Here is a 22,673-nt window from a genome sequence, read left to right on the forward strand (position 1 = left end):
GTAATGGACAATGCACCTATGGCATTCCGATTCATCCATACCGCTGACCTTCATCTCGATTCCCCGCTACGTTCGCTTGCACTCCGCAATGGTAACCTCGCCGAGCTGATAGGTGACGCTACAAGGCAGGCCTTAGTGACGATCGTCGACCTGTGTATCGATGAACAGGTCGATGCGCTGATTATCGCCGGCGATCTCTATGACGGCGACCAGACATCGATGAAGACTGCCCGGTTTCTGGCCAGCCAGTTGCAGCGGCTCAACGAAGCCGGCATTGCGACCTTCATCATCCGAGGGAATCACGACGCCCTTTCGCGCATCACGCAGGAACTGATCCTGCCGCCATCGGTGACCGTTTTCGGCGGGCGCGCTCATTGCGTCGACATCACCAAAGACGGGCTCGCACTTTCCATTCACGGCCTGAGTTTCGCCAAGCCTCAGGCTCCGGAAAGCCTTCTTGAGAAGTATCACCGCCCTACTCCGGATGCTGTCAATATCGGGATCATGCATACTAGCTTGGCGGGCGCTCCTGGGCACGATCCTTACGCGCCTTGCAAGCTAGCCGACCTCCAGGGCTGGGGATTCGATTATTGGGCACTTGGACACGTCCATGTCCGGACCGAATACGCCGGCGATCGCGTAGTGGTCATGCCAGGAATGCCTCAGGGACGGGACATCAATGAAGCCGGGAAAAAGACAGTCACCCTCGTTACGGTCAATGACGATCAAAGCCTCAGGATCGAAGAACGCACGACAAGCACCGCCCAGTTCGAACGCGTGACGGTCAACATGTCCTCGGCGGAGACCTGGCGAGAGGCAGCCGATCTGATTGAGGCAGAGATTTCTGGAGCACGCGAACAAACACGATCTCAGCACCTTGTGGCTCGTCTTCGATTGACAGGTGCGACCCCGTTGTCGTGGCGGCTGCGACGCGATCACGATTTGCTGCTGGCTGAAACCGAGCAGCGCGCAGAGACCTTAGGAAACACCTGGATCGAAAAGATCGATTTGGAGACAACAGCGCCGGTCAGCAAACCGGTTGGAAGCGCGACCGCCGATCCAGTCCTGGAACTCGGCGAGTTGATGCGAGACGACATCATTCAACAGCATGGCGTTCGACAAATCGTGCAGGACCTCGTCAAGGAACTGCGCGATGACCTGCCGCCGGAAGCGCGCGGTTTCAGCGGCAACAACGAAGACGAGTTCAAGGCGCTGGTCGATCAGTTGCTGTCCGAAGGAAGCGAGGACATGCTGGCTCGGCTCAAAGCCAACGCTCCGGAGGTCGACTGATGCGCCTGCGCCGGCTCGATCTTACCCGCTACGGCAAGTTCACGGATTATTCGATCGACTTCGGGGAGCATGAAAGCGACACACCGGATTTGCATATCGTCTACGGCCTGAACGAAGCCGGCAAATCGACGGCGCTTTCCGCCTATCTCGATCTCCTGTTCGGCATCGAGGAACGCACGCGCTACAGCTTTCTTCATCAAGGCAAAGCCATGGAGATCGGCGCCTGTCTGGAGTTCGAAGGATCGGCCCACGAGTTCAGGCGCGTCAAGCAGCGCAGCAATTCCCTCCTGGATGCAAACGGGCAGCCGGTCAACGAGGCGGTGCTGAACGTCCCGCTCGCCGGTCTGACACGTGACGCCTATCACATGATGTTTTCGCTCGACGACCAGACACTCGAGGATGGAGGCAACGCGATCCTTGAGAGCAAGGGCGATCTGGGCGAACTGCTATTCTCGGCAAGTGCTGGCCTGGCTGGCGTCAATTCCATTCTCGAAACCGCCGCGGCCGAAGCCGACGGCATTTTTCGGAAGCGCGCGAGTTCGACCGCAATTGCAGGTCTGAAGCGACAGATCGCGGAGCTGAAATCAAAGCGCGACGAAATCGATGTGCAGGCCTCCTCTTACAAGGCGCTGACGGCAGCGCTTGAGCAAGCCCAGACTGCCTATGACGCCGCCATGAAGGAGATCGCGACGGCCAAGGTGCGTCATGAGGAGATAATCCGTACTCTGCGCGCCTACCCTTTGGCGACCGAATACCTTCAGGGGCAGGAGAAGCTGTCGGAATACAAGGACATGCCAAACCCTCCGGAGGAATGGGCGACCGCTCTTCCCGAGCTCATCGTCGAGGAGACGCGGCTTCAAACACAGACTATCGGCCTCAAACAGCGTGAGCAGAAGCTTCGTGACGAACTCGCGGGGTTGATCGTCGAGGACCGTCTGCTCGAGGTGGCAGATGATCTCGATCGGCTTGGAGACGCCGCCGCACGCTACACGACGGCTGCAGACGATCTGCCGAAAAGGAACGACGCGCTGGCTGAATGCACCCGCAAGATCGATCTTATTCTCGTGACCTTGGGACAATCCAATGTCGACGACCCCAAGACACTTCTTGTTCCAGCCTCCACGATCGGAGCGCTTCGTGATCTGATCACCCAAAAAACCGGCATCGATGTCGCGCACCAATCAGCCGAAAAGGAAGAAGCGTCCGCCCGGCAGGCTCTGGAAGATGAGCAGCGCGCTCGCCAGGCGCTTGACGGACAAGGCGTCGCGGTCGACGCGGGCAAGATCGCACAGCTTCAATCCGTACTGAAACGCCTGCGCGACGGAAACCTGGCTGCCGAACTTCGCCTTGCGGAGCGAGCCCTTCCCGAGAAGAGACGCGCCTTTGAAGATGCTATCCACAACCTCCATCCCTGGACTGGCGAGGGGACGGAACTACGCAAGATCTCGCCGCCCGAACCCGATCAACTGGCCGCATGGAAACTGATTTTTGACGGGATCGAGAAGAGACGCGCACAGATCGGCGAGCGGAAGCGGGAGCTCTCAACTAAGTGCAATGAGGACACCGCCAGGATCTCTTCCCTGCGCGAAACATCTAGCATTAAGGATGACGAGGAGGCGAAATCTGCCCTAGTTCAACGTGACGAAGCGTGGGCACACCACTTGTCCAGCTTGGATCGAGAAACGGCCGATCGTTTCGAAAGGGAAATGCGATCGGCCGATGCGATCCTCGATATACGACTAAACGGTCTCAAAGAGCTCGAGGAGTTGCGGTCCCTGTCGGCGGCGTTGTCGGTCGCAAAGGCACACCTCGAGCAGCAAGATCAATTGCTGCAAGAGACCGACAGTGAACTGGAAGCCTTGCGCCGCGAAATCCGGTCCGAGACGCCAACCGAGATCGAACTGGCTGCGGACAAACCCACGCATGCCTGGCTAACATCAGTCAGCAGCTGGGCTGAGGCCCGCACCTCGGCACTGGTTGCACATGATGACCTCCGTCGATCTCTGAGCGATATTGACGAATCGAAGTTAGCGATAACAACGGAAAAGGATTTTCTCTCTGAATCCTTGATGACCATTGGGATCGATGTCGAGGGACTGGATTTGGCTGCATTGATGCAGGCAGCTGACAACATTCTCACGGAACACGCTACCACCCGAACCAGACGCGTCGAAGCAGACAAACGCCTCGCGGAGTTTCAAGCCGCAGCGTCTCGGCGAAAAGCGGCATTGGACGAAGCCGTAGCCGCATTCGAAGAGTGGCAGCGTGCTTGGGGGAGCATCCTCTCCAACACCTGGTTTTCCGATCGTCAAGGCAGTGTCGGCGCGATACGAGAACTCCTCGACGCGATGACCGGTCTCCCCGAGGCGTTGCGCGAGCAGGAAGACCTGAGTCATCGCATCGCGTCGATGGAATCCGATCAGGCAGCCTTCGCTGATACAGTCGAGCGGCTGCATATGGCACTCGGAGAAGCGTACGATGGCAACAATCCGCTCGCCGCAGCCAAGGCATTAGTCCGACGGCACGAAGAAGCCAGGCAGACAGACGCGAAACGACAGGAACGAAACCAGGCCCTTGTCGATCTCGAACTCGAGCATGAGCATCTGGATGGAGAGATCGCAGTTCATGACTCGCGCAAGGGGGAGATGTGTGAATTCTTCCAGGTCAACGAGCTCGCCGATGTCCGACAGGCGTTGGAGCGCTGCAAGAAAAGGGACGAGTTGATCACGGAACTCGGCAAACTCGAGCGGCAGATTCTCGGGGAGACGCAGAGGCAATTTATCGAAGAGGCGGTATCCGACCTCCGCGATATCAATCTCGGCGAACTGCAGGCAGAACAAGCTGAACTCGATACGCGCCTCGCCGACCTCGACGGACGCGCGAAGGATCTCTTCGCTGACAGGGCTCGCGCAACCGACGCATTGAACGCTATCGGAGGCGATGACGCTGTCGCCCGCCTCGAAGCGAGCCGCCGGACCTTACTTCTCGAAATCGAGGATCTGGCGCTGCGATACCTACGCCTGAAGACCGGAAGCCTGGTCGCTGAATATGGTATCCGCGCATATCGGGAGAAGCACCGTAGTGCGATGATGAACCGGGCATCCGAAGCCTTCCGGTTGATTACGCGTGATGAATACTCCGGACTTGCCACACGGCCGGACAAGGATCGTGAGGCGTTGATCGGACTGTCGCGGCAAGGCGGGTCCAAACTCGCGGTCGAAATGTCAAAGGGCACACAGTTTCAGCTTTATCTGGCGCTTCGATTGGCCGGATACGAGGAGTTCGCGGCAGCAAGGCCTTCTGTACCGTTTATCGCTGATGATATTATGGAAACGTTCGACGAACCGCGATCGGAGGAAGTCTTTCGGCTGCTCGGACAAATGGCTCAGGTGGGCCAGGTGATATATCTCACCCATCACCGGCACCTGTGCGAGATTGCAGTGCAAGTCGTGCCAAATGCAAGAATTCATGAGATTTCATAGCATAACAACGGCCAAGAATCCGTATTTGCAGCGGGTCTGATAACCGGTTGCTGGGCGACAAGGGCCATTCCACACATTGTAGTTGATCTTAGACCAAATCATCTTCTGTGATAATCGGACGTATGGCAGGCAACACGGTTGTCGGTTTCAATGAGGCACATGTTCACAATTGCTGGTTAGGGGCCACAATGCCGAATGCACCGATCGACGATATCGAGGAATGGTCGACAAAGCTCTCGCCATGGAAGCGCGACGCTCTCAGGCGGTTGGCGACGACCAATAAGCTCACGCAGGCCGACTTCGACGACCTGATGGCCATGCTCAAATCCGCTGCCGGATTTGAGCTTACCGCTCCGGCCCCAACTCCCGTTCCGTTTGCTAAGCCCCATTTCAGCGGCGAAGAAAAAAGACGGAATATTGTCCTAAAGGGGATAGCAAATGTTGAAAACGTCAACCGCTTGACCCCAAAGGCGTCAGTCAATTTCGGGCCCAACTCCCTGACGGTCATCTACGGGCGCAATGGAAGCGGCAAAAGCGGATTTGTCCGAATCCTGCGCACTGCGTGCCGAACCCGGGTGGAAAATGTTGCCAAACTGAAAGTCTTATCAGACGTATACGGCGGCTCATCGGGACCACAGACCGCCGAGATTCTAATCGATGCTGGATCTGGAGAAACGCCAGTTCAATGGACGTCAGGTGCCACCGCACTGCCGGAGCTTACCCAGGTTGCCGTTTTCGACACGGCTTCCGCAGAGCTTTACGTCGACGGTGGAAACCAGATCCGCTACCTCCCTTTTGGCTTGGCCCTTCCCCACCAACTCAACACCGTCTGCATGGAACTGAAGGAAAAGCTCGACGGGGAGCGTGCGAAGGTTATTGGCGACAAAGTTGGTCTGTCATCGGTATCGTTTCCCTCGCAGCGAGACACAAAATCGCAATTATTCGAGCGGTCGGTCAACAAGAGCACCACCGATGATCAAATTGTAGCTGCAACGACGTTTACTGCAGAGGATGAAAAGCGTCTCGGAGACCTGACGGCAGCGCTCTCCGCAGGTTCGTCGGCAGCTGCTGATGTGAACGCTTTGGTGAACTGGACGAGTGCTCTTCAGGCCGAATGCGCCAAAATCAATGCTGAGTTCGGTGACGCTGCCCTCGAAACATCGAAGAGGCTCAGGGAAGAAGCGGATGCTGCGCGCCAGGCGGCGAAAGTGGCAGCGGATGCGCTTTTCACAGATGAGCCGCTTCCGGGGGTAGGTGGTGAGACCTGGCGGGTGCTCTGGGCGGCCGCCCGCAACTACTCTTTGAGCGAAGCCTATCCGGAAAGCGAATTTCCGGTCCTTGGGAACGGTGATGAACCCGCTGCGTGCGTATTGTGCCAGCAACCGCTCGCCGAAGACGGCCGTGCTCGGCTGCAGCGGTTTCAAAAGTACATGGATGACACGCTCGATGCGACAGCCGAAAAACTGGAAGTTTCTGTCACTGCGGCTGTTGAGAACTTGATGCAGCTCGCTTGCCTTGGAGCGGAGGACTTTTCCGATCGCGTTGAGCAGGTTCGCAAACGCAGTGATCAACTGGCCGACAGCCTGTCAGCGCTTCGGACTGCAGCCTTGAAGCGACGGGATGCCAAGCTTGCACTCCTTAATGGCCAGCAAGTTGATGGCTTGCCCGATCTAGTCATACCTCTCGAGGGTATCAGTGCGTTCGAAAACGAAGTCAAAGCCGAGCAAACAGCTTTGACCCAGGCGGCAAATTCAGAAGAACGAGAGAATCTCAGTGCCGAGAAAGACGAACTTGAGGACAGGAAGATAATCGCGGCGAACAGGGAAAAACTGACCACACGACGCAATCTCCTGGTGATGGATGCGGCGTTTGAGAAGGCGTTATCCGACCTCCAAACGAGAGGAATTACGCAGCGCGCAAATGAACTCGTCGATTCCCATCTGACGAAGGCGGTCACCTCGCATTTTGATGGAGAACGCGAAACCTTCGACATCATGCATTTGAAGGTAGGACTTGCTCGAAAAAGCAACCAGACAAAGGCGGAGTTTCAAGTCGACCCACAGACTAAACTCACCAAGGTGACATCCGAGATTCTTAGTGAAGGCGAGCAACGAGCGTTGGCTCTTGCCGGATTCTTGACCGAGGTTGCTCTCACAGACGGCTCCGGTCCCGTCGTAATTGACGACCCAGTTTCGTCGCTTGATCGCGACCGAAGTGCCAAGGTTGCAGCTCGGCTTGCACAGGAAGCTTCGCTTCGACAGGTAATCGTATTCACTCACGACATCACGTTCTTTAATGAGCTTTGCCGTGCAGCCGATGAGGTTGGCATCGAGGCGGAAACCGTTGCCCTTTTCAGCGACAAGTCTGCTGCCGGTAAAGTCGACCCAGCAGGAATGGTGTGGAAAGGACTGAACGTCAAAAAACGCATTGGAAGGATCAAGGACGACGCCGCGAAGTTGCCGAAGCTACACACGTCCAGCCCTGCTGATTACGAATTCTTCGTGAAGAACCTCTACGGCAGACTGCGCGATACATACGAGAGGGTCGTCGAGGAAGTCATCTTTTACAACATTGTCCAGCGCGGAGTGGACGTGGTCCAAACCCAATTGCTTCGCTATGTGCGGCTTTCCGACGAGTTAGCAGTACGATTTCACGAAGGAATGACACGAGCAAACACGCACAGTCATGACAACCCTGCTGCCGACACCGTACCAGTACCGACACCGCCAGAATTCATGGAGCACATCGCTGAGCTTGAAACCCTTATCAGCGACCTGAAGGCAGAGAGCCAAGCTGCTGAAGCGGCGAGACCTCAAATGAAACCGAAGAAGTAGCCTTACATCAGGCCTTCTGCCCAACGGCGGCACGCCCTCGATGCAAGGGCAACACCCTGGCAGACCATCGGCACGTCATGGCGGACACCCGTTGGCGTGACGATCTGTCATCGATATGGCACCTATTTCAGAATGTCTGGCAGCACACGAACATATCGACCTGGTTCTTTCGCGCGGTTTCTACCGTCCGGACGATGGAAGCTGGTGCTCAACCCTTCCAAACCAACGATGGTACGATTGATTGCAGGCGACAGTATCGATCTGCCATGCCTCGATGTGGTCGCCATATCAGTCAGCAAAGCACTCCTGTGGCACAGCGTCGAAATCCGATCCAACCACCGAGTCTACAATCTTGCCTGTCTTGGAGAACCGGACGCAACCCGACTCGCTGCTGATCTCTACAGCTTCGTCAATACCCACCTTTTCGGCTTGATCGTCTCTGAGGCCGACCGGCTGAATGAGGTCGACATCCAGCTTCAGGCCATCACGGAACGTCAGGGCCAGTATCTGGCCCACGCGGATCTTGCGCAGGCGATTGCAGGTGTCCCGGGCAACGCTGCAGCTGCATTGTCCCACCCACTTTTCGATCCGGAGACGATACCCTCTCGATTGAAGGCCACACTGCCGCCGTCGTTCAGCTTCCTCATAGATCCCGCTGTTCGTCGACAGTATAACGATGAATTCGTTGCCGCCGAACTCACCAGATATCGTTCGTTCTTCGACGATCTCGACAGCCGTTCACTGTCAGGCCAGCAGCGGGAGGCCTGCATCCGCCTCGAAGACAACAACCTGCTTGTCGCCTCAGCCGGATCTGGAAAGTCCGCGACCATGGTCGGAAAAGTGGCCTATGTTCTCGAAAAGCAGCTCCATCGGCCCGAAGAAATCCTGGTTCTCGCCTTCAACAAGAGCGCGGCGGAGGAATTGAAAGAGAGAATTTCCCGCCAACTCGGCGTCGAAGTAGCTGACCTGGAATGCCGGATAACGACCTTTCATGCCCTTGGACGCAGCATTATAGAAGAAGTGGAAGGTCGGCCGCCGCAACTCGCCGAATGGGTTGAACACCCTGCCGGCGAGGCGAAGGTGATCGAGCATATCGTCGAAGAATTGCTGGGTTCCGACCCTGAATTCGCCAGGCTGTGGGTTAACCTCCTTGTCCTTCATCCGAAGGCGGACATCCCGGCCGAGTTTTTCGACACGAAAGCGGACCACGAGCGCTATCTGTCAGTACGCCGGCAGAAGGGACGCGCGACAATTGGCACAATGGCCGGCAATTATGTGAAGTCGCTGCAGGAGCAAACCATCGCAAACTGGCTTTGGCTGCATTCTGTCGAGTTTGAATATGAGCGCCAAATCGAGATCGAGGAGGAAGACGGCACAATCCGGCACGTGCATCCTGATTTCTATTACCCCGCCACCAAGTCAATCCATGAACATCTGGCGATCAACGCCGACGGCTCATCGCCTTTTGCCGACTACGTCGCCCATGCAGAAAGCAAGCTAACCGCATATGAAAAGGCGGGGCTGGATGTGTTCCAGACCACCTCCGCCCAGGCAAGTGAGGGACTATTGGTTTCGACACTTGAAGGCGAGTTGACAAAACGGAACATAGCATTCAAGCGAAAGAGCTACTCAGCGATCGTTCAATCTCTCGAACCCGTGGTAATCAAACACTATCACAAGCTGATCGCCGTTTGCATCAAACACATCCGCGCCAGCCATCTGAACCTGGACATGTTGCTCGAGCGGGCCAAATCCCTCCATGATCACAACCGCGCTGAGGAATTTGCTCGCACGGTCTGGAAACTCACCGAAGCCTATTCGCGAAGGTTACAGGAAACGGACCGTATCGACTTCGATTCGATGATCGCCAATGCAACGCGCCTCGTTGAAACCGGACGATACCGAAGTCCCTATTCCCTTATCCTCGCCGACGAGTTCCAGGACATCTCGGAACCGAGTGCAAGGCTGATTAAGGCCTTGAAGCACCAAAAGCCCTTCACCAAGCTCTTCGCTGTTGGCGACGACTGGCAGTCTATTTATCGCTTTGCCGGCTCCGACCTCACGATATTCACCCAGTTCGAGGCGAATTTCGGAACGAGTTGGCAGGGCCGTCTTGAACAGACCTATCGCTGCAATCAGTTGATCGCCGAAACGGCAGCTAGCTTTGTGCAGCGCAATCCAGCGCAGCTCAAGAAATCAGTCCGATCGAAAAGGCCGGCGATTTCGCGATCGATCCGCGTCATTCCGGTTGAAGGAAAAGGAACCAAACCGGATTTCTCTGACGCCTGCGGTCGGCTACTGACACGCCTCGATCGTTTCCTTGGCAGCATCTCGGACCAATGGCAGAGCGCTGAGCATCAAAAGCTAAAGGTGATGGTGCTATGGCGCTACAACCTGCTTGATCCGCTCAAGAGAGCAAAACCCGAGTTCAAATACATTGAAGTTTTCGGGCTGTCGTTCCATCGAGCAAAGGGGCTCGAAGCCGACTACACCATTCTCATCGGCATTAGTGAAGGCGAGTACGGGGTGCCGAGCCGGATCGACGACGATGAATTGCTCAATCTGGTACTGCCCCATCCCGAAGCCTACGAGTATGCCGAGGAACGGCGCCTCTTCTATGTCGCGCTGACACGCGCGAGCCGCGGGGTGTACTTACTGACGAATAGCCGGGAGCCGTCTCGATATATCCGGGAGCTCTCAGAGATCGCTGGCGACAATTTGCGTTTTGAGACGATCGATGGTGATCCGGTACGTCAATGTCCTGCCTGTCGTGTTGGCCAGCTTGTAGAGCGGCAAGGCCGAAACAACCAACGGTTCCTTGGATGCAATCAGTATCCTGATTGCGGTCATACGGAGCAAAGGCGAACCTAACGCATCGCTTGCGCGATCAAGACAAACGCGCCGATAAATTCGGCGACCCAGTATCTACGCCGCGAGGCGGACCAGAAAATGCGCCCGGCATTCCCCTCATGCACTGAGCCTTCGAGCCAGGCGCTTGATTGCGACACGGTCGGAGTCAACGATGAAGAAGTAGGGTGTCGGATATCCGTCAACCCATGCACCAGAGACACGCCCTTCGCCGATCTCGGAGATGATGAGTCCGATCGCGGGATTGAACCGACGCAGCGATAACCCGCTCTCAACATGCAAAGCAGGGACGTCCACCGTTTCCTTGGACAGCACAAGCGGAATGAGCTGGAGTGCGTCGGCGACGGGATTGGTTTCCATGCAATACGTATCGAAGGTCAGGAACAAATCCTCACAGACTCGTACCCGTGGCAATCGTGCTGAGATTGCGTGGGAAAGGTCCAGGTAGTCATCCTCCGCAAGGTCCGCCAAAGCCTCTGAAATCTGATCCGTCGACAGGTCTGGGAAGGAAGAGATCAAGGCCTCTTCGTCCAGTGGTCCGGGCAACCCGTCGATAGATGTTTCGCAGATCCATTTCCCTATAGCCGTGCCCTCAGGGCTCAAGTCGCCAATGGTGTCTTCCGGTGATTGCGCATAGTTCTCTTCGTCCTGATCCGCCGGAGGTGGGAGCGGCGCCTGCGCCAACATGTCATCGATACGGCGGACGACTTTCTGGCACAGGGTGCCGAAGGTCCGTATGTCGGCTGCCACCAACTCGACAGTCTCGCCCAGCTTGGCTTCCTTCGCGTGTTGGGCGAATTTGGCGTCTACGACGCCAAGATTATGTCCGATCAAATGCCGCTTCTGAATGTTCAAAGATAATGCCGCAAGCTCCTTTGCGTCGAGCTCTGCGAACGGGTCGAACGAGAACTCATCGAAACGTCTGCGCCCCTTTTCGATGTTCTGAAAATCGTTTCCAACCTGTTTGACGGGCGCTGATCCTGGACCACGATTCTGCGCCAGATGGAGGTATACCACCTTGAGGGAGGCCTCGAAGGCGGTAAGCACATCTTCGTGGGCATTGCCGAGCAGTCGATAGGCCAACTCTTGCTGCTCGACACCCAATCCTTCCGCAAGATCGACCTGCTGACCGACCAATTCAGCCTCTCGGGCAAAGTGGAGTGCCAAGTTGGGGGCTCCACAATCCGGGCAAAACAGGGAAATTGCGAAGACGCCGTAGTCCCGCCCGCAACAATCGCAAACCAATAGCCGCATCAGGTCACGACGCCCAAATCGCGGCCGAGGTTTGCTTTTTCTGGGTGCTGGTTTGTAAGTAAGCGATTTGCTGCGCCGTGCGACGCCGGCCAGCATTTCGGAAAACGCATCCTGCATATCCTGCAATGCCGCTTGCTCAACAACCTTCACGGCCGCCTTGCGATCGTCCGGATGCATGAATTCCTCATCGTCGGCTCTAACACCGCTGTAGGGACAGACGGTACCGGCGGTACCGGGAGTATATTTCATGCGTTCCGCCTTGGCTGGGTCTGCCGCGAACCCTGCGACGGTATCACCAAGTACGAAGTGGCGGGGATGGGCGTCAGCATTGGGCGAATATCGGTAGACCCGACCGTCGGGTGTCTTGGGAATCGGGATGCTGAGCTGCATTTTCGTGCGCGTTCCACCGCTGCGCATCTTTTCAAGTCGTTTCAGCTTCATCTGCTCGCTCTCATACCAACTGGTCTCTGCAGGGCAGAGCATCCAGGTTCTCCGCGATCAGCCACCGGTGCCGTCAAAACAATGGGCTGGTGGCCGCTTTGTCGCCCCGTCTGACCGTATCACCCAAAGTACCCGAAAGCGTATGAACTATTCTTATTTCCGGTCCCGCTGAGTCGGCTGCTCCAGACTACGGTTCGATAATAGATCAAAGAAGGAGAAAAGCAGAATGGAAGACGGAAGAAAGGCAGTGGAGACGATACTTGAAGAGCACATAAGCTATAATACCGAAAATGGTATCCTTCCCTCCGAGACGACCGCCTGCAGGCGATTGCTGACGCGAAACACCGAACTGATAGAAGCGTACAACGAGCTCTGGGCAAAGGCGAACCACAGCGAGTTTTACTTGCGGGTGTTTATTGACGGACTGCTCGGAACAGCCGCATTTTGGAACCCCGCCAAGATGGTTGAGGCTCGACGGATGCGTGCCAAGCTGGAGGATGTGAACCAGAAGATCTCGGGGGTAGCCACGGAATTGGCCGAACTGCTACGAGAACGCACAAAGCTCCATGATCATTCTGGCTTCATCAGCGAGACGCACTATCACGTGCTGGAGGTGCTTAGTGAGGCCGCGACGAACAATCCCCGCTTCACGTCCTTTGTGCAAGAACCTCTTGAAGCCGTTCGCAGCCAATTCGACCTGAAATACTGGCCTTCCATTTCGGATTTCGTCTCCGTATTGGGGAGCGACGCCGCGAGGGCGACCGTTTATGCCCATCAGTCGCTGACTGCGGCCGGAACAGCATCCTCCCGCCCGTCTCGCGCTGATTTCTTCAGGGTGTTGTTTCAATTCATCGATGAAAATCGCGATGACCGGCACCTGCCGACCGAGTTCAGACTCTCTGACGCAACATATGCCTCACTTGCCAATTGTGCATTGGATCTTGGACCGGACGATCTTGCGAGCGCTGAATACGTGAAGCGCTTGCGTCAAAGAGATCGGGAAGAGGATCGGTGATGAGAACGATCTGATCCGATCGCAAACAAGTATGCGTGGCGTGGAAATCGACAAAGGCGGACCTTTGTCGTTCTGAATGGTATTCCTTTGCCGACAGGATCGAAAGTCACCCCGTTCGGGAGGAGACAAGATGTCGCGCGAACACGAATACGAAGACTTCGAAGCGCTCCGCCAGAATGAGCAAGAAGACGTGGACTTTAGCGTGACGGCGCGCACCGTCGCTGAGAGTAAAGTGGCAATCGTCGCGCCGCATGGCGGCGGAATTGAACCTCTCACTGCGGAGCTTGCGGAATCAATCGCAGGAAGCAACCACAATTATTACGCGCTCCGAGGCCTTAAGAAACGGGGGAACAAGGTCCTGCATATTACCCCACATCGCTTCGACGAAGAGCGGGCACTGACGCTGATCGGGCCTTGCGAGAAGGTAGTTACGGTTCATGGCTTAGCGGGGGATAAGAGATCTCTGCAAATCGGTGGACGCGATGAAGCGTTGCGAAACCGTGTTCATCAGGCCCTGGAAAGCGCGGGCTTTGAGAGCGAAGTCGTCACTGACGGAGCATATGGCGGCATGGAGCCAGGGAATATCTGCAATCGCGGAAGTACGGGCGCTGGTGTGCAACTCGAAATCCATGCTGGGCTTCGTCAGATGATGAAGGAAGACGTTGCCACTTATGACAGGTTTGTCGATGCGGTTCGGTCAGCGTTGTAGTAGCCGCCTTCCGAGTTCCACGCGCGGCTTCGCCTACGGCTAGAGTACGCCCCACGCACGGTAACGCCCCCTCCCCGTCATTTCTCGAACTCCGAGTTCGCTGACCAGGTTCAAAGCCCCTCGCGGCGTAATCCTCGCAGCCTTCGCGACCATGTGCGCCGACACGATCGGCCGCGACATCAGCAGATCAACGGCGACCGGAAGGCTACTGGTCGTCCGCCGGCCTGATGCCTTCCGCTCAAGCTGCCGTTTCGCGAGCGTCAGTCGGTCGATATCCTTCATTCCGGCCGCGGCGGCCGCGCTCATTGCGTCTAGATTGGCAACCAGCCTGGTCGTTCGGTCGCGCGCGCGCCTCCGCTCCCGTGGCATCTCCCGCAGGCCGACTGCATATGCCAGCAAATGAGATCGAACCTTTCCGCGCGACCGCAAGAAATCCGAAACGAGCACCTGCCCGAGCCAGTGTTGACGCTGCAGGGGTTCGAGATGTTCCCATGCGTCCCAGAGAACAGCCGCAGCCAGTGTGGCCGGAAGCCGTTCGACCCTCTTGGCCAGCTCGAGCCACTCACCGATCCGCTCGCCTTCATCCCAATCCGGATCGCGGATGAGGAGTTCCCCGACGCTGAGCTCGGACTCCTGCTTGTTTCGCGCGGAGAGCTCATTGTCATCGACCAGCCATTTCGTGCGGGCGAGGACCTCTTCGATCTCGGCCAGCTCGGGCGACAGCGCATCGTGATCGACCAAGTCGAGCTCCACCCCCTCCCCTCCCCTGTCGACGGGATCGGCTTCGACGGAGGTCTCTTGCGCGACGCCAGCGAGCGCCATAATCCCTGACCGCGAAACCGCCCATCCGGGCTCGTTCCGCGAGATCCTTCGTCTGGTCCGTACAATGCGGTGCGCAATGACGAGTTCATGGCTCGGCGCCCGAATGTCCATCTGTGCGTCGTGGAGAACCAGGTCCTCAATATGGACGAGCTCCCCGCCGACCCACATACTGGAGACGGACTCGAAGAAATCCGCCCGCTCGGCAAAGCCTGGCCCGACCTCTGATCGGGCGACGCGCTCATCGAGCCGGGCAAGAGCGTCCTCAGCGGCCGCAATCGGCCCCAGGAGGGTCTCGTGGTTCAATCTTCCGATTTCATAAGTCATTGATAACACGGTGTTTCAATTATTATACGGAAGCTAACATGCTTCTTGCTTCCGTCACACCGGTAATTCGTTTGCCCTTCTATATATAATGAGCGCTGTGGCCTTCAGGATTGTACAGAGACCAGGCAATCGGCGCTCAGATCGACGAGAGAGCCGCTTTTCTGGGGTTTTCGGCGCTTCCGGCCATCAAAATGGCCATCAAGAGACGTTTACAAACGATCAGTTATCCGTATCTTCTATGTTTGTAATTCTGGCTCTCAATGACCACTCAGGCCCAGCAAATGGCCGTTAGCAAGCAAATTCGGACGTCGCGTCGACCACAGGGACGGCTTATCGGCTATGCACGCGTCTCAACAGACGAGCAAGCAACACAGGCGCAAGAAATGGAGCTGAGGTCGGCCGGCTGCGATACAATCGTCGAGGAACATGGATCCGGCGCCTCTCGCGCCCGCCCCGCCCTTTCAAGGCTTGTGCAGGCCATCGGCGCCGGCGACACGCTCGTCGTGGTACGCCTCGATCGCCTGGCGCGTTCTGTCAGCCATCTTCTTGACGTTATCGAGGACTTAACGGCAAAGGGCGCGCATTTCCGGTCGCTGAGGGATCCGATCGACACCAGCACGCCCCAGGGCATGTTCTCGCTGCAGGTGCTTGGCGCCGTGGCTCAGCTCGAGCGGACATTGATTTCCGAACGGACTAAGGCTGGGATTGCAGCGGCAAAAGCCAAGGGACGCCTACCTGGCAATCCGGGGATCCGCGAACGGCGACCTGAGATGCTCTCGAAGATGACACTGGCCCAGAAGGCTGCCTTTGGTGAACGGCTCCAGGCAACCGCCTCGCAATGGCTTCCGACTGTGAAGCGGATGCGGCCGGATCATACGTGGGATGACATTGCCCGGGTTCTCAAACAGCGCGGTTTCGACTGGACGCCGGAAAGGTTGCGGCGGGCGGTCAAATGGATGGTCTCGGAAGGCATGGCCGATGCATCGCTCTTGCGGAAATCGCCGCCGCGGCCGCCGGAACATCGACTGATGACCCTAGTTGCCGGCATCCATTCGTCCAATCCGGAGCTCACACTACGCGAAATCGCGAACCAACTCGAGCGATTGCATGAGCGCACGCCGCGCGGCGGAACCAAATGGGCGCCCTCTTCCGTCAAGAACCTGATCGACCGTGCGAAACGCAGCGGCCTGATCGACGCCGGTGAGACAGAAGTGCCGGGGTGATAGACAGGCGCGAACGCAGTACAAATGGCGCGCCTCGACCGTAGGCGAAGCATGGCAAACAAACCGTAAAGCCGGGAGCAAACTCATGGATACGATGGTCATCAACAATCGCGAGGAGTTCGCGCAATGGGCCATCGAGCGCGCCAACACGATCATCGTTGAGCAAGGTTCTGCGCTTGCCACGGCCGCCCGATCCGGGGACGAAGCGCAGCTCTCCGGCGCGGCCAATACTCTCGGCCAGACGATTGTTGACACCCTGCTCGATGCCTTCGACTGCCTCGTCGACAGCGACTGACGCACGGGCCTGGCGAGAACCCGCTCTCCTGCCCCGATCCGCGTCATGAATTCCACTTTTTCATTGACTGACGAAGTGCATCAGATACTTCGAAGCCCCTTTCCCGGCTCTCCGGCGTTTGCTGGGCCTGAGAAGACGCCTGGGCCGCGGCCTTGTCCGCCTCGAGCTTGGCGTTCAACAGAGCCATGATCATTGGCCAGGCCGAGAATTTCCCTTCCCGCGCCTTGTCGGTCAGGCTGCGCAGATAGCCGCCGGGACTGTTGATCTGATCTGCCCGCTGATAGATCGCAGCGAGCGTAATCGTCGCGTGCTTATCGCCGAGAACCTCGCATGCCTCGCGCCAGGCGCTCGGACTGACCCCCAGCATCACGCGGCCGACCTCCGCAGCCGCCAAAAAGTCCCGCCAGTTTCGGATTTCCCCGTCTTTGGCCAGATCGCGCCAGCCCTTGCACGCATCCAGCACAATACCCAATGGCAATTCCCGCTTCGGCAAGCTCCGCAGGTTGTCGTTTTCCTCGGCGGTGCCGCTCGCTTCATTGTCTTTTCGAGAGCCTTTTTCAGATTCAGATATGGAGTCTGGGTTTGAATTTTGTATATGGCGCTCAGAATGAGACTCATTGGCGCTCATATTCTCTGATTTCGTGAATGATTCCAGTGCGTCATGCACTTCCGCCCACAGCAACTCCAGATCCTCGCAGATGGTCTCAAGAACCTGGCGTGGCGCCGTGCGGGGAAGCCTGGTCATGATTTCCTGATAGGTTCGCGTCATGAGGCCCCAATCGCCCGGTACGCCCTCCTCGAGGCCGGCGTCAATCATCTTGACGATATCCCGCCGCAGCAGGGTCAGGCGCTCTCTGACGGCCTTGTAGGCGCGTTTCTCGGCCTGGACGGCCTCTGCGAGCTCCCCGAACTCTTCGGCGCGAGCGACGATCGGCGAGAGATCGAAGCCATAGGCCTGTTCAACCTGGCCGCCCCTGCCCTTGCGCGCGAACCGTTTGCCGTTCGGACTGTCGCGGCGGATGATCAGCCCACAGTCGACCAGGCAGGCCAGATGACGTCTAAGCGTCGCCGGCGACATACCGTTGGCCCGAGCCGTCAGTTGCTCGTTGGAGGGCCAAACGATCAGTTCGCCTTCTGCGGTCAGCTCGTTTTCCGGATGGAACGACAGCAGTGCGTTGAGGATCGCCAAAGCACGATCTGTGGCGCCAAGCGGCTCCTTGGCATCCCGGATCGCGTGGAAGGTCTTCCACTTTTCGACCCTGGCGCCTTGCGGCATGGATTTCGCGGCGGCTTGGCTTGCCATCAGGCCAAGCGTCATCGGCCGCCGCCCAAAGGGCGTCGTTGTGATATGCGTCTGCATTTTCTTTCACCTATCGCTAGGCAATAGAAAACTGCTCGCCGAAAAGGCGCTCACGACTCAAAAGAGCCTTGACTGTGATTCTCGGAAGTGCGATTCTTTAGCTGCTGAGACTAAAGAAGGGGCTTCCGGAAGCGATTTCGGTGGCCTTTTTCTTTGCCAATTTTCCCATGGCCGAAGGTTTCGGCCGTGATTCAGTCGCCGCCCTCCTCTCTGCTAGATTGAAATTGCCGATAAAGGTCGTCGAGCTGCGCGGAAACGTATCGCGCAAACTCCGGAACAACCTTGTCTTCGAAAGTGAGCGTCGTTCGCCCGTTGCGGTCCTCTATCTTGGCCGCGCGCTTTCCGGTCGGTGTTCTCCAGATGTTCGAGCTTGCGGCTTTCTTACCCGACTTCTTGGGCTCAACCGCGCGCAGAACAGCCTGAAACCTCGCGTCGCTGTTCGCGCCTGCAAGCCTGTCATCGCTAAAGATCGTGTCTGCCTCGAAGGAATCGCCGGCGTGCTCAAGCCCATCCGCCAGTTTAAGCCAGCGCGCTCGACCAGCCTTCGGCGCTGGTCCGATGCGCTTTACGAGGTGTTCCGGGACGCGGCGTGCAACAGCTATGTATCTGCTGACGTCAGCCTTGTCGGAACACAACGCCGAGACAATTGTCGACCGGTCGCAGCCGGAGTCTTCCAGATTCTTGGCAAAGAACGCCTTCTCAATGAATGAGAGATCTTCGCGATCAAGGTTTTCACGACCTTGTGCGACGATCAGTTCCTGGTCCGTGAGCTTTCGGATTATGGCCCGAACCGGCCGGTTGAGCATCTTCGCAGCTCTTAGCCTGCGGCGACCATATGCGATCTGGAATCGCCCTTGTCCCACAGGACTTGGCCGAACGAGAATTGGGACCTGCTGGCCATTGTCGGATATGGACTGCACGAGCTCGTCAAAGGCCGGATCAACATCAGTCGGGATGCGATCTGCTATAGGCGACTGCTCGATCGTATCGGGTTCGATTTGAACGACGACATCGCCTTTCTCGAGCTGCTCCTGCAGCCGGGTCGCCAGCTTGGCGCCATCGGTCATCTGTTTCAGGGAAGTTCCCATCGCCGAAATGGCGCCGGTGCGTACGCGCTCCGACGGCTTCTCACTTTCGCCGCCAGCAGGCTCCGGCTTCTTGAGATAGAGGGAGTTTATTGCGTCTTTGCGGCTCATGACTGCACACCCGAGTTTGGCCATCCGCTTCGGGGCAGGGGGCTTGTTGGGAGCTCCCAACAACACTGTTTTGGGACAATTGCTCTGTCTGCACGGCGGATCTGTTGCGAGCTCCCAACAGCCACGATAATTGGCTCACGTCGAAGGAAACGTCGCGTGTTGGGAGCTCCCAACACACTCGCTTCAAACAGGCCACCAGCGTTCGTCATGATCGCCCCCATGCTGCGCGCATCAGCTCTTCGATCTCACCATTCACCGCGCTCAGGGACTCCATTGCACGATCGTATGTGCTTCTCGTGAGGTTGCCGGGCCCGATCTCGTATAGCGTCTGTTTCGTTAGACCAGCGTCGGAAATCGCGGCTGACTTGACCATTGGGTTGGTGAGAACATGGTCATCAAAAAGATTACGGAGCAGCGCAACCACTTTGGTTTGCGGAGCGTCCTGCGGCTCGTAGCGCGTCAGCAGGTATCGGACGAAGTCGAACTTAAGCTGTCCGCCAGCGTCACGAACCACCCCAAGCAAGTCACGGGTCATCAGAAGGAACTGGCTCATCGACGACACGTCCAGCATTTGCGGGTGAACCGTGACAATCATCGACGTAGCAGCACATAAGCCGCTGAGCGTCAGAAACCCGAGCTGGGGAGGGCAATCGATTACGACGACATCGTAGTCATCAGCGACGTCGTCGAGGGCACTTGCGATCCGCGCAAAGAAGATCGCTCCTCCGTCGGACGCACTTCCGTCTGCAAGGGCTTTCGGCGTCGTATGTTCGAACTCCATGAGCTCGAGATTGCCAGGGACAAGATCGAGACCGTCGAAGTACGTGTTGCGTATCACATCACCTAGTGGCCGACGGTCTTCGTCATATCGAATCGCCGCGTAGAGCGTCTCGTTATGGCCGACGTTCAATTCGGGAAGAACACCCAACAGCGCAGACAGGCTCGCTTGAGGATCAAGATCAACAGCGAGCACGCGATACCCCTGAAGCGCCAGATACTGTGCGAGGTGCGCAGAGGTGGTAGTCTTGCCTGAGCCGCCCTTAAAATTGGTAACAGCGAGCACCTGGAGATGCTCGTTCTCCCGCCTGTGCGGAACGAACTCGATCGCCTCGCGCCCACGGGCGCTTCGCGCGAACATCCGCCTTATCTCGTTTATGTCGGAGAGCGAGTATAAGCGTCGTCCGTTTGTCGTTGTCTCTGGTTGTGGGCCTTCACCCGCCAACGACATTTTTCGCAGGGTCGAATCCGAAACACCGATCAATTTCGCCGCTTCGCCTGAAGTGAATTTTCGAAGCGCCTTGCTTGCTGCAGGAGGGAAGAGCGCTTCGCTGATGCTGTGCAACTGCGAGCCGAGGAGTTCAGCGTGAGCGCCGATTACATCGTCGACATCAGGAAGGTCTGATCTGTTAATCTGCATCGGAGCGTTCACGCTAATCTCTTCAATCACGGTTATTTCGCAGAACGGGCGAATTTCCGTGATCATACCCAGGAAGCGTGGCCCAGCAAGATTATTTTGGTTAACGAGCCCTTAACACGAGTCGGCTGCAAATCCGAAAGTCGCAACCAAGAGGGCCGTTTTCGTGTTATATTTCAAGCTGTTGTCGCAGCGCGGTCAAAAACGTCGCCAGATTCTTTCCCCGGCATATTTGCCGGGGCCCATTGATAAGTCTTCCGATCGGCAGACTTCGACAAGCCGGAATCCGCAGAAATCGGCCAAACCCGAACCCGACTCAGCAAAGTGAGTCGCCTCAAAGCCCCAGCCAAGAACCGTTCCAGCAACAATCAGGGGACGACCCCGGCAGAACTGCCGGGATGACCGACTCCGCCTCATGCGGCAAAAGCCGCACCTCACCTTTGAGTGGCAGCGGCGGATGTAATGCAAACCATGTTTGGTCGAGTCAGTAGTGCCCAGGTTGCACCGAGCGGAGGAACGCTATGACTGCGTCATCCTCCCGGTCACGGCTGATCCGCAAGCTGCGCGACGCGCTTGGTGAGACGATCTGCGCCGCGCTCGAGGACGTCGACGTTGTCGAGGTCATGCTCAATCCTGACGGCCGGCTCTTCGTGGAACGGCTGGGGGAGGAGATCGAGAGCATCGGCGAGCTCAAGCCCGGCGCGGCCGAGATCATCATCGGCAGCGTCGCCCATGCCCTGCAAACTGAGGTCGACGACGAACAGCCGATCATCTCCGGCGAGTTACCGATCGACGGCCATCGCTTCGAAGGCCTTCTGCCGCCGGTCGTCAGTGCGCCGAGCTTTACGATCCGCCGGCGCGCATCGCGCCTGATCCCGCTGTCGGACTATGTGTCCAGCGGTGTGATGACCAAGCTGCAGGCCAGCCTGATCCGCCACGCAGTCCACGATCGCCTGAACATTGTCGTCTCGGGTGGAACAGGGTCGGGCAAGACGACCCTGGCCAATGCGGTGATCGCCGAGATCGTCAGCGAGACGCCGGCGCACCGTCTGCTCATTCTCGAAGACACCGCCGAGATCCAGTGCGCCGCGGAGAACGCGGTTTGCCTGCACACGACGGACACGGTCGACATGGGCCGGCTACTCAAGAGCACCATGCGTCTTCGGCCGGACCGGATCATTGTGGGCGAGGTTCGGGACGGTGCAGCGCTGACGCTCCTGAAGGCCTGGAACACCGGTCACCCGGGCGGGATCACGACAATCCACGCAAACAACGCGCACTCCGCCCTCAGGCGCCTCGAGCAGCTCACCGCAGAAGCGAGCCAACAGCCAATGCGCGAGGTCATCGCGGAAGCGGTCGATCTCGTCGTTTCCATCGAACGAACCGCCACAGGTCGCCGTGTCCGCGATGTGATGAGGCTCAAAAGCTTCGACGGCGCGGCTTACGAAACCGAACATCACGCACAGATCGATGAGGACAGCCATGCCGCATAATTTCCGCCACCCCGCGACTTTGGGGCTCTTGATTGCCGCCGCCTGCGTCGCCGCGACGCCGGCGCTTGCCAGTTCCGGCGGCAGTCTCCCGTGGGAAGGGCCGCTGCAGACGATCCAGGAGTCGATCACCGGTCCGGTCGCAGGCTTCATCGCGCTTGCCGCCGTGGCGGTCGCCGGCGGCATGCTGATCTTCGGCGGCGAACTCAACGATTTCGCGCGGCGGCTGATGTACGTCGTGCTGGTCGCCGGCGTCCTGCTTGGCGCCACGCAGATCGTCGGCCTGTTCGGCGCATCGGGCGCCTCGATTGATCTCCCTGGTCAGGCGGACCTGAGTGCGGCGGGGGAGAGGAGTGATGGCTGAAACCGTCGCTCCCCTCACAACCGCGCGGATCCATCGCGCGCTGTCGCGGCCGAACCATTTGATGGGCGCCGACCGAGAACTGGTGCTCGTGACCGGTCTGGCGACGGTCATCCTGATATTCGTCGTGCTCACCTGGTTTTCCGTCCTGCTGGGCATCGCGATCTGGATCGGCGTCGTCGGCGTGCTGCGCATCATGGCGAAGGCCGACCCGATGATGCGGCAGGTCTATTTGCGCCACATCGGATACCGGCCGAACTATCGTCCGACATCGTCCCCCTGCCGGAGGTACTGA

At 57.8% G+C, this 22,673-nt stretch carries 16 protein-coding genes; 11 read left to right on the plus strand and 5 right to left on the minus strand.

What is annotated here, in order from left to right; all coding sequences use genetic code 11:
* The first annotated feature begins 18 nt into the window (after positions 1-18).
* The 4 genes from EP165_RS19620 (at position 19) to EP165_RS19635 (ending at position 10,477) form a co-directional block, all read left to right on the plus strand.
* A complete protein-coding gene (locus EP165_RS19620; protein ID WP_127524547.1) occupies positions 19-1,290 on the plus strand; it encodes a metallophosphoesterase family protein in 1,272 nt (423 codons plus the stop codon).
* On the plus strand, positions 1,290-4,772 hold the full coding sequence (locus EP165_RS19625) for an AAA family ATPase (protein WP_127524548.1): 3,483 nt from the start codon (positions 1,290-1,292) through the stop codon (positions 4,770-4,772). Before EP165_RS19620 ends, EP165_RS19625 begins: the two co-directional genes overlap by 1 nt.
* 188 nt (positions 4,773-4,960) lie before the next feature.
* The gene (locus EP165_RS19630; RefSeq protein WP_127524549.1) at positions 4,961-7,606 is read left to right on the plus strand and encodes an AAA family ATPase; all 2,646 of its coding nucleotides are present in this window, start codon (positions 4,961-4,963) and stop codon (positions 7,604-7,606) included.
* 204 nt (positions 7,607-7,810) lie between these two features.
* On the plus strand, positions 7,811-10,477 hold the full coding sequence (locus EP165_RS19635; RefSeq protein WP_245440262.1) for a UvrD-helicase domain-containing protein: 2,667 nt from the start codon (positions 7,811-7,813) through the stop codon (positions 10,475-10,477).
* A 96-nt stretch (positions 10,478-10,573) separates the two neighbouring features.
* Here EP165_RS19635 and EP165_RS19640 read toward each other — a convergent pair whose 3' ends face one another.
* Entirely contained in the window at positions 10,574-12,169 is a 1,596-nt protein-coding gene (locus EP165_RS19640) for a hypothetical protein (RefSeq protein WP_127524551.1), read from the minus strand.
* A 226-nt stretch (positions 12,170-12,395) separates the two neighbouring features.
* Here EP165_RS19640 and EP165_RS19645 point away from each other — a divergent pair, with 226 nt between their 5' ends.
* Both EP165_RS19645 and EP165_RS19650 read left to right on the plus strand, forming a co-directional pair.
* Positions 12,396-13,184, plus strand: a complete 789-nt coding sequence (locus EP165_RS19645; RefSeq protein WP_127524552.1) for a hypothetical protein — start codon at positions 12,396-12,398, stop codon at positions 13,182-13,184.
* 130 nt (positions 13,185-13,314) lie between these two features.
* On the plus strand, positions 13,315-13,893 hold the full coding sequence (locus EP165_RS19650) for a poly-gamma-glutamate hydrolase family protein (protein ID WP_164743107.1): 579 nt from the start codon (positions 13,315-13,317) through the stop codon (positions 13,891-13,893).
* Between the two features lie 39 nt (positions 13,894-13,932).
* Here the strand turns inward: EP165_RS19650 and EP165_RS19655 are convergent, their stop codons facing one another.
* Positions 13,933-15,039 (minus strand): RHE_PE00001 family protein, encoded by a 1,107-nt coding sequence (locus EP165_RS19655; RefSeq protein ID WP_127524554.1) that lies wholly within the window; start codon positions 15,037-15,039, stop codon positions 13,933-13,935.
* A gap of 260 nt (positions 15,040-15,299) precedes the next feature.
* On the opposite strand from EP165_RS19655, the gene EP165_RS19660 reads away from it, so the two are divergent.
* Both EP165_RS19660 and EP165_RS19665 read left to right on the plus strand, forming a co-directional pair.
* Complete coding sequence (locus tag EP165_RS19660) at positions 15,300-16,262, plus strand: recombinase family protein (RefSeq protein ID WP_501981695.1); 963 nt, start codon at positions 15,300-15,302, stop codon at positions 16,260-16,262.
* Between the two features lie 85 nt (positions 16,263-16,347).
* Entirely contained in the window at positions 16,348-16,557 is a 210-nt protein-coding gene (locus EP165_RS19665) for a hypothetical protein (RefSeq protein ID WP_127524555.1), read from the plus strand.
* A 43-nt stretch (positions 16,558-16,600) separates the two neighbouring features.
* On the opposite strand, the gene repC is transcribed toward EP165_RS19665, so the two are convergent.
* The 3 genes from repC to repA all read right to left on the minus strand — a co-directional run bounded on the left by repC (position 16,601) and on the right by repA (position 20,530).
* Positions 16,601-17,917: a plasmid replication protein RepC gene (repC, locus tag EP165_RS19670; protein WP_127524556.1), complete on the minus strand. Its 1,317-nt coding sequence runs from the start codon at positions 17,915-17,917 to the stop codon at positions 16,601-16,603.
* A 191-nt stretch (positions 17,918-18,108) separates the two neighbouring features.
* Positions 18,109-19,113: a plasmid partitioning protein RepB gene (gene repB, locus EP165_RS19675; protein WP_127524557.1), complete on the minus strand. Its 1,005-nt coding sequence runs from the start codon at positions 19,111-19,113 to the stop codon at positions 18,109-18,111.
* Positions 19,114-19,318: 205 nt separating this feature from the next.
* Positions 19,319-20,530: a plasmid partitioning protein RepA gene (repA, locus tag EP165_RS19680; RefSeq protein ID WP_127524575.1), complete on the minus strand. Its 1,212-nt coding sequence runs from the start codon at positions 20,528-20,530 to the stop codon at positions 19,319-19,321.
* A gap of 518 nt (positions 20,531-21,048) precedes the next feature.
* Between repA and trbB the strand changes: the two genes are divergently transcribed.
* Genes trbB through EP165_RS19695 form a run of 3 tightly spaced genes read left to right on the plus strand, consistent with a single transcriptional unit; the run spans position 21,049 to position 22,673 of the window.
* A complete protein-coding gene (gene trbB / locus EP165_RS19685; RefSeq protein ID WP_127524558.1) occupies positions 21,049-22,020 on the plus strand; it encodes a P-type conjugative transfer ATPase TrbB in 972 nt (323 codons plus the stop codon).
* The gene (locus EP165_RS19690) at positions 22,010-22,381 is read left to right on the plus strand and encodes a TrbC/VirB2 family protein (RefSeq protein WP_127524559.1); all 372 of its coding nucleotides are present in this window, start codon (positions 22,010-22,012) and stop codon (positions 22,379-22,381) included. The genes trbB and EP165_RS19690 overlap by 11 nt, the downstream gene beginning before the upstream one ends.
* Positions 22,374-22,673, plus strand: a complete 300-nt coding sequence (locus tag EP165_RS19695; RefSeq protein WP_127524560.1) for a conjugal transfer protein TrbD — start codon at positions 22,374-22,376, stop codon at positions 22,671-22,673. The genes EP165_RS19690 and EP165_RS19695 overlap by 8 nt, the downstream gene beginning before the upstream one ends.

Origin of the sequence: Mesorhizobium sp. Z1-4 (assembly GCF_004000235.1) — a bacterium.
GTDB lineage: Bacteria > Pseudomonadota > Alphaproteobacteria > Rhizobiales > Rhizobiaceae > RCIO01.